At 49.3% G+C, this 13508-nt stretch carries 9 protein-coding genes; 7 read left to right on the forward strand and 2 right to left on the reverse strand.

The window, feature by feature from the left end:
• Nucleotides 1-80 precede the first annotated feature (80 nt).
• Both AC5JLB_RS13230 and larC read right to left on the reverse strand, forming a co-directional pair.
• Complete coding sequence (locus AC5JLB_RS13230; RefSeq protein WP_495874297.1) at nt 81-2009, reverse strand: pentapeptide repeat-containing protein; 1929 nt, start codon at nt 2007-2009, stop codon at nt 81-83.
• 308 nt (nt 2010-2317) lie between these two features.
• Nucleotides 2318-3658: a nickel pincer cofactor biosynthesis protein LarC gene (larC, locus tag AC5JLB_RS13235; protein WP_495874298.1), complete on the reverse strand. Its 1341-nt coding sequence runs from the start codon at nt 3656-3658 to the stop codon at nt 2318-2320.
• A gap of 98 nt (nt 3659-3756) precedes the next feature.
• Here larC and AC5JLB_RS13240 point away from each other — a divergent pair, with 98 nt between their 5' ends.
• The 7 genes from AC5JLB_RS13240 to AC5JLB_RS13270 all read left to right on the forward strand — a co-directional run bounded on the left by AC5JLB_RS13240 (nt 3757) and on the right by AC5JLB_RS13270 (nt 13501).
• Nucleotides 3757-4422 carry an L-threonylcarbamoyladenylate synthase gene (locus AC5JLB_RS13240; RefSeq protein WP_495874299.1) on the forward strand — a complete coding sequence of 222 codons (666 nt, stop codon included), beginning with the start codon at nt 3757-3759 and terminating at the stop codon, nt 4420-4422.
• Nucleotides 4423-4697: 275 nt separating this feature from the next.
• On the forward strand, nt 4698-5930 hold the full coding sequence (locus tag AC5JLB_RS13245; protein ID WP_495874300.1) for a hypothetical protein: 1233 nt from the start codon (nt 4698-4700) through the stop codon (nt 5928-5930).
• 557 nt (nt 5931-6487) lie between these two features.
• Entirely contained in the window at nt 6488-8743 is a 2256-nt protein-coding gene (locus AC5JLB_RS13250; protein WP_495874301.1) for a TonB-dependent receptor plug domain-containing protein, read from the forward strand.
• A 251-nt stretch (nt 8744-8994) separates the two neighbouring features.
• Entirely contained in the window at nt 8995-10182 is a 1188-nt protein-coding gene (locus tag AC5JLB_RS13255; protein ID WP_495874302.1) for a DegT/DnrJ/EryC1/StrS family aminotransferase, read from the forward strand.
• A gap of 4 nt (nt 10183-10186) precedes the next feature.
• On the forward strand, nt 10187-11122 hold the full coding sequence (gene crtB, locus AC5JLB_RS13260) for a cyanoexosortase B (protein ID WP_495874303.1): 936 nt from the start codon (nt 10187-10189) through the stop codon (nt 11120-11122).
• A 26-nt stretch (nt 11123-11148) separates the two neighbouring features.
• A complete protein-coding gene (locus tag AC5JLB_RS13265) occupies nt 11149-11904 on the forward strand; it encodes a cyanoexosortase B system-associated protein (protein ID WP_495874304.1) in 756 nt (251 codons plus the stop codon).
• Nucleotides 11905-12208: 304 nt separating this feature from the next.
• A complete protein-coding gene (locus AC5JLB_RS13270; protein WP_495874305.1) occupies nt 12209-13501 on the forward strand; it encodes a polysaccharide biosynthesis/export family protein in 1293 nt (430 codons plus the stop codon).
• Nucleotides 13502-13508 lie beyond the last annotated feature (7 nt).

Here is a 13508-nt window from a genome sequence, read left to right on the forward strand (position 1 = left end):
GCTTCCACCGAGTAAAGAACGAAACTAACGCTCTTTAACTTAAGCTGGCAATACATAGGTTGACAATACTTAGGAAAATTTCAGCCATAGTTCTGTTGCTCATCTTCGTCCTCGTCTTCATCAAGGGACTCGATCAAGTCAATCACAATGTCAATCACAATCTCGTCGTGACTGACTTCGGTTTGATGCGCCCATAACCGCTCAAACAACTCCGCGTATTGATTCAACTGAGTGATGCTTTGGTGAATTCTAAAAAGTAAGTTTCTCACGATGTCTGGTTGAAGGCTTTCCTCGTTTAATGCCTCGATGCACTGTTGGTAATCTCTAATTTCGCTCACGGCGCGATCGTAATTTTCGTCAAAGTTCACAATTCGCGTCCTAATGGCGCGAATCAGATCTGATTGTGTCTGGCTATCTAGTTTCTCGGCAGTGCGCTCTAACCGCCTGAGCAGATACTTAGATCGCTCTAGTAAATCTTCGAGGCACGACAAGCGATCGTCGAGATCAATTCTTGCTTCTTCGATGGCAACACTGGCTTCGGTCAGTTGACGCAGGGCACCTTGAGCGAAGAGAGATTGCTCTTGCGATCGCGCATAGCCTCGATCATTGCAGATTTGAGCATCTGTCCAATCCGTTTCGCTCGTCCAGAGTGCCCCTAGCAAATTTGCTGATTCTAAATTTGCGTCCTTGAGCCGGGTTCCAGCTAAGTTCGCCGATCGCAGATTCGCCCCTGCTAAGATGGCTCCACTGAAGTTGCTGTAAATCAGGTAGGCTCGATTCAAATTTGCGCTCGTTAAATTTGCCGATTCTAGATTGGCATAGAGCAAGTTTGCTCCTCCTAAACGAGCATGGCTTAAATCAGCGCGATGAAGTTGTGCTCCGCTCAAAAAAGCACGGCTGAGATCCGCCTCTTGCAGATTTGCGTCGCTTAAATTAGCGTCATTCAAATTGGTTCGTCGCAGTACTGCTTGGCTCAAATCGGTACAGGTTAGATTCGCTCCTGCTAGTTTTGCTCCGCCAAAATGCACTTCTCTTAAGGTGGCGCGATACAGATTTGCCTCGCTTAAATTGGCACTGTTGAGTTTGGCTCTGGTGAGGTTGGCTCGGCTCAAGTTTACGGCGGTTAAATTTGCTCGACTGAGAGATGCATTGGGCAGATCAGCACCCCTGAGGTCAGCCCCGGCTAAATCAGCGCCCTCTAGTTTAGCTTGACTCAAATTGGCTTTATGCAGTCTGGCAAAGCTGAGATGTGCACCGTGTAGTTCAGCTTGACTGAGGGTTGCAAAACTCAGATCCGAACTTCTGAGCTTGGCGCGACGTAACCCTGCATTGCTCAAGTCTGCCCTTCTCAAGTTGGCGCGGCTAAGATACGCCCCGTGTAAGGTTGCATTTTGCAAATTCGCATTTTCTAAACAAGCAGATTCTAAGTTCGCCCCCATTAGCAGCGTATTAAATAGGTCTGCGTCATTCAGGTGCGATCGGTTGAGATTTGCTTCGGTCAGACTCGCTCTTTGTAAAACTGCCCTCTTGAGACTCGCCTCTCTCAGAAAGGCGTTTGCCATCACAGCTAGGCTTAAATCTGCCTCCTCAAGCACAGCACAGTTTAAACTTGTGAGCCGCATTGAAGCTTCACAAAGCGTCGCCTGCCGAAGACTCGCGTAGTCAAGTTTGACATGGTTGAGACTTGCTTTTTGAAGTGAGGCGCGATCGAGGACGGCGTACTCCATCACAGCATGGTCGAGTTGCGCTTGGTCTAAGTTGGCGTCGCTCAAATCGGCGTGAGAAAGGCAGGAGCGTTGAAGAGAGGCTTCCTGGAGATTCGCTCGGAGCAAGTTTGCATTGGTAAGGTTTGCTCCTTGGAGATTTGCCCGCTCTAAATTGGCATCGCTCAAATTTGCGTCCTGAAGATCGCTTCCGCTTAAGTCAGCATCAGTGAGATCGACTCCCTGTAAGTTCTGACCTCGAAGGGTTTGTCTAGAGTAGTTGCCGCCCGGTTGGAAGTTGCACATGTTCTTCTACGTTGCCACACGGTTGAGTCGGAGAGAAACGCCGTCACAGGATTTGGCAAAGTGAAGGGATCATCACTAATCATCGGATTATCTCTTAGTTAAGGTGAAGTAGCCGTATTTTGAAGTATCACCGCGATGGGTCAGTAAAGCCACGGAAAGAATTCTTAAGAATCGGTTTTGCTGACGAAAAAAGTGCGTGGATCTAACAGGGTATGCCGCTTTGAAGTAGATTTGAGAGCGGCAAAGTTCTGCAAAATAACTTAATAGTTGTGTAACAATGATCCTGATTTGCCTGATGTTCTAAACATTTACTGAGGCTGCTGACCATACCAGTTTTGCAACGCCAGTCGATGCACTTCTCGCCACGCTAACCCGTGCTGACGGGCGATCGCAGCACAGTCTTCATATTCCGGTTGAACATTAACGATCGCACCTTCTCTTGACGCCACTTTAATCTTCACTTGTCCATAACCCGTTTCCACAAGCTGAAACGCTCGATCCAGCATCGATCTCACCTGGGTAGAATGCCGAATTCCTAGAGTGCTTGTTTCTCGGAACAGAACTGTTTCGCACGCCCGAACCGTTTCTGGTGGACAAAGAACGGTCAGTAGAATTCCGGGACGGGACTTTTTCATACCAATCGCTTGTGTAAAGACATCGACGGCTCCTGCCTGGAAGAGGACATCGAACAGGTAGCCGATCGCTTGAGGATTGAGATCGTCGATTTGAGTTTCGAGAGCAGTGATCAGAGGAAGGGATGAGGGATGAGGGATGAGGGATGAGGGAGGTCTTCGACCCGCTTCGCGAGGAGGGATGAGGGATGAGAGGGAGAATCGAGCAATGGGCGTTTGGGTTTCTGAGGGAGAGGACTCTCCGATCCACAGGCGGAGGATGTTTGGGATGGGAAGATCGAGAGAGCCTGCACCTAGACCGACTTTCTGTAAGGTCATGTTGGGAGGTGCGCCGAATTGTGCGGCTAGCGTGGTCGCGATCGCGGCTCCGGTCGGGGTCACGAGTTCTCGCTCAATTCCGTTGCTGTAAATGGGCACTTGGCGCAGTTCCCACAGCTTCAGCACGGCTGGAACAGGAACGGGTAAACGCCCGTGGGCAGCGCGAATTGTGCCGCCTCCCGTGGGCAAGGCCGAACAGTAGAAGGTTTCGAGGTCGAGCCAATCCAACCCCAAACAGGTGCCGACTACATCCACGATCGCATCTACTGCTCCCACTTCGTGAAAATGCACTTGCTCGGGTGCAATCCCATGCACGGCCCCTTCCGCTGCAGCAAGTTGACGAAAAATCGCTAGACTCCAAGTCTCTGCCCTTGTAGGTAACTGGGCCACGCGAATCATCTGTTCAATTTCGGGCAAGTGTCGCTGCTTGGAGTGAGAATGATGCGGGGCGTTTGATAGGTGAGCGCTCTGTGAGGCAGAATGGTGAGGGGAATCGTCACTTAAGTCCATATGCAGCTTAGTTGCCCGTTGTCCATTGCGCTGCACGCTTTCTGCCCACAGTTTGTATTCACCCGCAATGCCCAAAGGATCAAGGTGCTGAGTCAGGTAGTCTAATGGAACGCCAACATCAATTAATGCACCCAGGCACATATCGCCTGCAATTCCCGTCGGACATTCAAGGTAAGCGACTTTACTCATCGTTGTGACACCATTACAGGCTAGAAGAACTGGCACAGGCTAGAAAAACTGGAATTGCCCTTCCGGTTTCACCCTATATCCTATTTCAACTATCAGCTATGGCGACTACCTACAAAATTCATCCTGACACTCCGCAAGCTCGTAGCGTTGATCAAATTGCCGATGCCCTGCGAAGTGGAGCGACTGTACTTTACCCAACCGATACGGTCTATGCGATCGGCTGCGATCTCAACTCAAAATCTGGCGTAGAGCGGGTGCGAAAGCTCAAACAGATGTCTAACGACAAGCCCCTGACGTTTCTTTGTCCCTCACTTTCAGACATCGCTCAGTATGCCGTGGTGACTGATCAGGCTTATCGCATTATGCGGAGTTTGATTCCGGGTCCCTACACTTTTTTGCTGCCAGCAACAAAATTAGTGCCGAAGCTGGTAATGAATCCGAAGCGCAAAACGACTGGTATTCGTGTTCCCGATAGTGCTGTATGTCAAGCCTTGTTATCGGCAATGGGAAATCCTTTAATTTCAACGTCTGCCCACGTTCCAGTAGATGATGAGATCATTCCAGTGAAAGTACGCGATCCAGAAAACCTGTCGTTAGCCGAATTATTTGACAGTATGGATCGCTTGGTAGACGTTATTGTAGATACCGGAGAAGAACCGTCCTATGCCGTATCCACAATTCTCGATCTGACAGGCGACGACCCAGCGATGGTACGGAAAGGTCTAGGATGGCAAGCGGCTTCCGAATGGGCAACCGTTGCCTGAGCACCTTGGGCTGCCACCTGAATAACTGTCCACTTGATGAAAGGTAATCAAAGGTATTATTTATTACTTAGTTAAGCGATCGCTACGCCTACATTCCTTATCGTGACTAACGACGAAACGGTTTTAACCGTCTGCACTCGGTTGAGCCGATCTTCTTAGGTTGAGGATTTTTCTAACCACCTCAAAAACTGACATATGCCTAGCTAATCTTTCCCGAAGCTACAGGGCAATGACATGTAGACACTAATGTGCACTACCAAGTCCAGGTCGAACCTATGAACGCAAAATCTATTAAAGATTCTAAGCGGCTAACCGTTACTCCCTTAGAGAATGAGAATTGGGATTCTAGCCACATTGGTGTAGCAGATCACTCTGGAGAACTCAATTCAACCGAGCGTCTGGTCAACCTGCTAGCAGCCGAACTGGAATCTGAGCTAACTGTGGCGGGCAAAACAGTGCATGCCGTTGCTGACCGGATTGCAACAGAAGTAGAACGAATTTGTGCAAAGAGCGATCGCATTCAGCATTCAGGCGAAGTTGGGTCTTGGCGGCTAACGCTGGCGCGGTATCGGCTGCAAAAGTGCGTTCATTACTACCGATTAGGGTCGCGTCAAGGTCGGGTTGAGCTTCACAGCAGTCTCAGTACGATGGTGTACCGTCCGATCGCGCCCGCTCACTTGCAACTGAGCTTTCAAGCACGGTACAGCTTAATCGAAGATTTTCTCCAAGGCTTTTACACCGAATCGCTAAGAGCGTTCCGTCGGGAAAATCAGTTAGCCGAAACCTATCAGCCTCGGACTCGGCTAGAACTGGCAGAATATATGGCCTTTACTGAGCAATACGGCAAGCGTCGCATTACCCTACCCACTCAGCACAGCCAACAGCTTGTGATTCTACGGGCGCAGCGCTTTGCTAGTCGTCAGCCTCAAGAAATTGCAGTCGATATTGAAACGGCGATGGAAACTGCCAAAGGTGACGAAGCCGATACCTATGGACGGTCTCCAGTGCTGCAAATGATTCGAGAGCAGATGGTAGCCGATAAAGATGATTCGTCGGAATCGGGATTGCGCGATCGCGTTATTGCTGAACTAATGCAATATCTCGGATCTCAAGGGCAACAAGACTGTGTAGACTATCTCACGCTCAAGCTCAAAGATCTGTCTGTGCCGGAGATCGATGACATTCTGAATTTGACACCCCGGCAACGCGATTATCTGCAACAGCGCTTTAAATATCACGTTGAAAAGTTCACGACCTCTGGCAATTGGAAAGTCGTTCACGAATGGCTTGGAGCTGATTTAGATCAAAACTTTGGACTCTCCACTCAGCAGTGGGACATCTTCTTAGGAACTCTTTCGGTCGATCAGCAACAGCTTCTGCAACTCAAACAAGCCAAAGCCGATGATCAAGAGATCATGCAAACGCTGAGGCTGACAGCAAAGCAACTTCAGAAACGCTGGTCAACGTTGTTAGATGTAGCGCGGCAGGTTCGGAATCAAGCAAAATAGGGGCGGTGGCTTCTAGATTTCCAATTACCTGCTTGAATAGGCTAGGCGATTGGTTCTGGCAATTTAGAATTCTGTTACTACCAAAGCCGTACTTTTCGTACTTCTATTGAAGTTGGTCAATCCTTTCCAGATTTGCATCTTTGCTCGTCCAATTCCGTAAACCTTCACCTGCTCTAATTCCACGGCTCGCGATGCTTTGAGTAGAATGCGATCCTTTGGAGCTTGGCAAAGCCAATCGCCAGGTTTCGCATGTCTGTTTCACTATATTTTTCGTCGGCTCACCACATCTGAATCGTTTACAAATTTTTCAGAAGGGAATTGAGCTAAAGCTTCTGCCTGATCCGCAAAATTAACAATCCGTCTAGGCTCAGTGTCTTCACCTTAAGTGTTTAGAGCAGATTGTCTTGGCGACTTTAGATTGTTCTTTAAACTGTGTACCGCCGCAGGTACGACGAACTGTCTTTTGACGGCAGTACACCTTTGCTCAAATGATATTTGTGTCACCAAGATTGCCTAACCCTTGACCTGGCAGGTAATTCTGAATTGAAGTAGACACTGTGCTGAAACAAAATCTTAATCTTAAACTAACGTTAGGGGCCGCAAGTACTGCATTCCTGAGCATTAACCTAGTATTCGCTGAAGTTCTTTCTGTTAAAGCAACTGAAGTAGAAGATGTCGCTGTTACTGTCAACGCTCGGAGCAATGCTAGGCATAACACTTTAGAATTTAGAAAAGCGAATCGTAGCTCAAACTCTATTATTAATGCCTTATCCAATGAGTTCAGCATTGAGCAGAACTCAACACCAGTACTGCGAATCCGCGACCTTGAGCCAAAAACTGAGGCTAAATTACTGATTGAACCGGGGGTTAACGTATCTCAAGCGAAGTTGGCTCAAATTTCAACTCCTTCAATCGTGACTCAAGCACCTTCTAATGAATCGCAATCTGAAGAAGAGGATGAATCGCAATCTGAAGAAGAGGTTGTCGTTGAAGGAAAACGCCAAAAGCCAACGTCTAGCCCGGTGTATAGAATTCAGTCAGATGAGATTCGCAAGCAGGGAGCAGACAGCGCCGCAGAAGTTTTACGCGGTCTACCAGGATTTGCGATCAATGATGTCGGCTATGGCGCAGATATTCATACTGGAACGTTCTACCGGGGCGCATCGATTAATCAGTCCGTGTTCTTGCTCAATGGCAGACCGATCGGAACGAACGTTAATACCTATCATGGTGCAACCGATCTAAACGGCATTCCTACAGGTGCGATCGAGCAAGTCGAACTATCGAGCGGAACCAGCGCAACGCTCTATGGCTCAGAAGCAGTAGGCGGTGTGGTTAACATCATCACAAAAAAGGGGAGCGGCCCACCAAAACTGAACGGACTCGCACAATTCGGCTCCTATGGGCTATCGAATTATCGGGGCAACTTTACAGGCTCGTCAGGCAAGTTAAACTACATTCTCAGTTACGAACGGTTTAAAGCAGACAACGACTATCGAGTGCCCATCGGTGCAGCCAATCGCGGCGCAGATGGAAGACTATTTAATAGCGATGCCAAGATTGAGAATTACTATGGCAACTTCAGCGTAGATCTGAACTCGCGTAACACGTTGAGTTTAGATGTTTCGGCAATTACCAGTCGAAGAGGACTGCTATATTTTGGCTTTCCGATTCAGCGCGATCGCTTGAATCACGACAAGCTAAATGCTGGCTTAACCTGGCAATCTCAGCTAGGTAACAGCAACGACTCAACCTTAACGACAACGCTATCGTTCAATCAAGACAAATTCAACACGTCAGGTCCCGCCCAAGCGAGATTTTTTCGGACAGGAGACCTCAATTCTCGCGCCTTAAACGCTAGAGTTGAACATAATTGGCAAACCAGTAGAACCAACAATCTTCAGTGGGGAATTGATCTGCAGAATGCGTTTCTCACAGGAGAACTGTCTAGTACCGTGCCTCAATTTTCGAGATTGAATGGTGAGATTGAGCGCGATCGCTTTCAAGCGTCTCTATTTGCACTCAATACTTGGCAAATTACCAACACTTTACAGGCTGAAGTTGGACTGCGGCAAAACTTTACCAGTGATTTCGGAAGTTATCTTAATCCCAGTGTGGGCGCACGCTGGGCGATTTCTCCGAATGTTGCGGTGCGTGGCAGTGTCGTATCGGTGCATCGCAATCCAGGACTCGATCAACTTTACCTGTTCGACACCGTGCATAATTGGTTGCCTAATCCAGACTTAGACCCTGAAACGGGTGCGTCTTGGTCAGCAGGAGTCGATGTTCAGCTTTCCTCGCAGTTAACCGGGCAATTCACCTACTTTGGCAGTCGATTAAACGATCGCTTAGGCATCCAATCGGGACGTTGGACAAATATTGGACTCGTGAATACAAACGGGTTAGAAGCTGCCGTGCGCTGGCAAGCCTCGCCGCAGTGGTCAACGTTTGTGAACTACACCTACACCGATGCCAAGATTGGAAGTGGTGCTGAAAAAGGATTGCAGTTAAGCTCAATCCCTTACTCTGTAGCCCAGTTGGGCGTTGGCTATGCCTCGAATGGCTGGGAAGTGAATTTATATATCAGCTACTTTAGCGGGGCACGGCGAGCAATCTTTCTAAACCCAGGAGACGATAGTCGCGAGTTCTCTCCGGGCTGGATTAACTTAGATTTTGGAGTCCGGATTCCGATTACAAACCAGTTAGGATTCACGCTGCTGCTTGAGAACCTTGCCGATCGCACGTATGAAAAATCGAATCGCATCTATCAACCCGGACTAACTTACCGCGTTGGATTACAGTCGAGTTTTTGAAGCTTCCAGAAGTGGAGAAGCCAGGGTAAGGGAAAAGAGCAGGCCATAGCGCTCAAGTTGCGATCACTCAGTTGGCGCTCAATGATATTAATTTAATGTCATTGAATTAATATCATCGAAGAATTAATGTCATCGAAGAACAGGGCGATTTAAAGCGCGTTGACAGACGCGCTCTAGAAATCATGCAAATCTAAATTGATACCCCTTCTGTGGGTACTCTAACCTGACTAGCTTCCTTACTGACATGACTTATGCAGAGCATTCCTACCACCATTCCATTTGTCGATTTGACGCCGCAACACCAACCCATTCAAGCGCAGATCGATCGCGCTATTCGCACGGTGATCGAGCGAGGCGATTATGTTTTAGGACAAGCGGTTGTGGAATTTGAGCAGGCTTTCGCCGCCGCCTGCGGAGCCTCATTTGGAGTAGGGGTCGCTTGTGGAACGGATGCGATCGCACTTGGTTTGCAAGCTTGCGGAATTGGCAATGGTGATGAAGTTATTCTACCGGCGAATACATTTGTCGCCACTCTAATTGGCGTTTTAAGAACAGGCGCAGTTCCTATCTTAGTCGATTGCGATCCGAAGACCGCACTGCTCGATTTAGTGGCGGCAGAAAACGCAATCACACCCAGAACTCGCGCGATCGTGCCTGTGCATCTCTACGGTCAAATGGTATCGCCGACCTTGTTACGAGATTTAGCAAACACGTACGGTTTGCTAATTTTTGAAGATGCAGCGCAGGCACATTTAGCTCAGCGAGAAGGATACAAAGCAGGTTCAGTCGGCATGGCCGCCGCCTTTAGTTTTTATCCGAGTAAGAATTTGGGGGCGTTGGGTGATGGTGGCATGGTTGTCACTCAAGACGAGGCGATCGCCACAAAACTCCGGTCCCTACGAAACTATGGCGCACCCCGCAAATATTTTCACACCGATTACGGCACAAACAGTCGATTGGATTCGATGCAAGCGGCTGTTCTAGGTGTCAAACTGCCGTACCTAAATGAGTGGAACCGCGATCGCCGCCAAATCGCCGAGCAATACAACGCACTCCTGAAACCGCTCCACTCTAAAGGGTTGTTGCCGATTCAAAACCAAAGCGGTAAAGGTCATGTTTATCATCTCTATGTGCTTCGAGCGTTTCGGAATACACTGCTGGGTGAGACCCCCTGCCTGGTCAATCGAGACGCGCTGCAAGCCTATCTAGACACCCAAGGAATTCAAACCGGAATTCACTATCCGTTGCCCTGCCATCTCCAACCTGCATTTAAGAACTTGGGCTACCGCGCCGGAGACTTCCCGATCGCAGAAGCCCTTTGTCAAGAAATTATTTCTTTACCCATGTATCCGGGTCTTACTGAGGAACATGTGATACAAGTGATGGGCGCGATTGAGGAAGCTCTCGCCACACCATCTGCAATCCAACTCTCGGCCTAACGCCATGCGAACTGCCCGGATCTCTCTTATCGAACGCTATTGGAGTGATGCTGCTCTACTCGGCTTACTGACGCTGATGTATGCTCCTCTACTGGTTCACTGGTATGACGGTTGGCTGCGAAAATCTATCAGCATCGAACACGAGTACTTTAGCCATGGGCTGATCGGGCTGCCGTTTGCTGCATACATCGCCTGGACACACCGCCGACGATGGCAACGGCTCGATTCGCCTCAAGACGTTCTACATCGAATGACAGCACGCCCAAAGCAGCGCCAAGAATTTGCAGGGGTAACCCTGTCAGGCGCAGTATTTCTACTGATGGCTGGAGTCTTATATCTCAGTGGATTACCTGATCCGGTCAATATCTCGTTTCCTGTGCTGCTTACCGGACTGTGCTTATGGCTCAAAGGCATACCGGGTCTGAAGCTACAATCATTTCCACTGCTACTCGTCTTTTTGGCAACCCCAAACGAAATTCCTTATCTGATTGCACCTTATACCCTACCGCTACAAGCCTTTATTGCGGGAAGTGCAGGATTCGTTCTGGCTCAATTGGGAATGGATGTGACCGTGCAAAACATCTACCTATCAGTTGGAGGCAAGCTCGTAGAGGTAGCACCTTATTGTGCTGGACTGAAGATGCTGTTTACCAGTTTATATGTGGCGCTGATGTTGCTGTATTGGACAGATAACTTGCGGGTGCGCCCCATCGTTATTTCTTTTTTGACCGCCACGATCGCAACTAGCATTCTCGCAAATATTGTCCGAAATACCCTGCTGGCGTACTTTCATGGCACGAGCCAAACCGCTGCTTTTCATTGGTTACACGATGGCTGGGGCGGCGATGGCTACTCGGCTATCATGCTGGGTTTACTGGTGGTAGTAATTCGTCAACTTGAAGCGTTCTTCGCGCCAGCCGTAACTCAAGACTTGCCTTAAATTTTGCCCCTATCTGAGTTTGCCTCATGCACCTGTCTCTACCCAAGCTCAAGCAGCTTTCCCTCGCCAAGTTAAGTCTTCTCCTGTTGCTGGTTGTCCTCGTCTGTTGGGGGGCAATTCCAGGCTACTTATCGGGCGGCAACTGGCGTTGGACATCGCCGCCAAGAGTCACAGTTCTCAAGCAACTCAAGCAGCTTAGACAAGATGGGCTGACGTTGACAGAGTGGCAAACTGATGACCGGCGCGTTTCAATCATTGGGGAGCATCGCTGGCTGCAACAAACGATTAGCGAGAAGCGCAACCCAGACAGGGCTATAGATAGTTCTCAAACAAGTTCTCCAATAAATAGCTCTCCAACAAAAGCAACCATATTTCTGTTTCCGCAAAATGGGCCGTTAGATCAGCCTGCCGTAGAATGGACTGATCTCGACGGCGTTCAAGGCTGGAAAACTGATTCTACCCGAACCGCAGAATTTATCACCTCCAAATCGCCTGCTCAAGTCACCGCCCGCTTTTTTCGAGCGTGGACTGACAGACAAACCTATGCAGTATTGCAATGGTATGCCTGGTCAGGGGGAGGGCATCCCATGCCGAGCCATTGGTTTGTGGCTGACCGCATTGCGCAATGGAGCGATCGTCGCGTGCCTTGGGTGGCGGTGAGTCTGTTAATGCCCATCGAACCCTTAGACGACATTGAGAAATCTTGGTCGAAACTAGAGTCATTAGCTCAGACTGTGCAAATCACCTTGATGGAGGGTGCTTTAAAAGAGAACGCTGGGTGAGCGAATTTGTGATCCACCCGTAAAATGAAGGGCAAACTTCATCAAAAACAACACAAATCTGATACTGAGATCCCTGAAACCAATGGGGTCAGTGTGAATAATCTTGATCAAATGGGTATTTACTGAGTATCGGTGAGATCCATCGTGATATTAGCCCGCCCGTCTTCTCGTTATGTCTTTAGCTTCTCGACTGACTGCTTTCTGTTTAATCGGTACTCATTCTGTCGCAGCGACGTTGCCACTTGGGATGCTGACTTGGCTTACCAACTCAGTATGGGCTGATTCTGCATCCAGTCAAACTCTAATGAGTCAGACTCCGATGCCTCCTGTTCTCAACCCGGCAGATCCAATCGTACCAGAGCGCAACACCGACCCAACTGTGTCTCCTCGGCGTCCGACGTCTTTAGATCTCGTTGAGCAAGCTCGGCAACGACTCCGGGAGCGGGGTGAGCTTCCAGCGCCGATGCCAACTCCAAGCACACCAAGCCGTGTAGTTGTGCCAACTGTACCCGGGCCAACTGCACCTGTGCCGACTGTACCTGCGCCGATTATAACTGTACCTGTACCAACTGTACCGACGGTGCCTGCTGTCGTTACGCCTGTTCCACCCATAAATGCGCTCCCGACTCAAGCCTTTGAGCCATACCGCTTGGGCGGAGGAGACACCATTTCAGTCGTGGTTCAACGATTCTCCGATTTGAATTTCCAGGCCACGATCGATCAAGAAGGAAATATCACCGCTCCGCTGCTCGGGCGTCTGTCGCTACAGGGATTGACGATCGAACAAGCCCAAGAGAGAGTCCGGCAAGGACTCGATCGCTATGTGATTAATCCGATTGTGTATCTAGCGCTGAGTAATCCTCGCCCAGTCTTAGTCACCCTAACTGGCGAAATCACTCGTCCGGGGTTATACCCGCTTCAACTGCCGCGGATCAGTTCGGCATTGTTGATCGCAGGAGGTGCAACCTCAACCGCCGACCTGCGAGCCGTTCGAGTCAAACGCAGTTTGCAGGATGGTTCGACCCTGGAAGAAGAACTCGATTTGATCACCCCCTTGAAAGATGGGTCTGCGTTGCCCGATTTACGGCTGCAAGATGGGGATGTTGTGGTGATTCCAAAAATTGAGCAAAGTGCGGCTCAGGAGTACGATCGCGACTTGGTTGCTCGCTCGACCTTAGTGAAACCTCAAATTACGGTACGGGTTCTGAGTTATGCCAGTAGCGGCTTAGGCAATGTGACGCTTCCCAACGGCAGCACGTTTCTAGACGCCTTATCTGCGGCTCGCCCCAATCCCGATCGCATCGATTTTCGCAGAGTTGCCCTGATCCGCTTTGATCCGGTGAAGAAAGAGGCTGTGTCTCGTGACATTAATGCAAAAAATGTTCTCATGGGCGACCTGACGCAGAATGTTGTCTTAGAAGATAATGATGTGATTGTGATTGGTCGCAACTTGGTCGGCAAGATCACCTACGCGCTCAATACCTTCACTCAGCCCTTCCGAGACGTGCTGGGATTCCTGCTGTTCTTCCGGGAATTGCGAAGCGGTGCAGCTAATCTGTTTGGTCCGAATAACAGCGATAACGATAACGATCGATAGTCTTCTC

The sequence above is a fragment of the Myxacorys chilensis genome, from assembly GCF_059505265.1.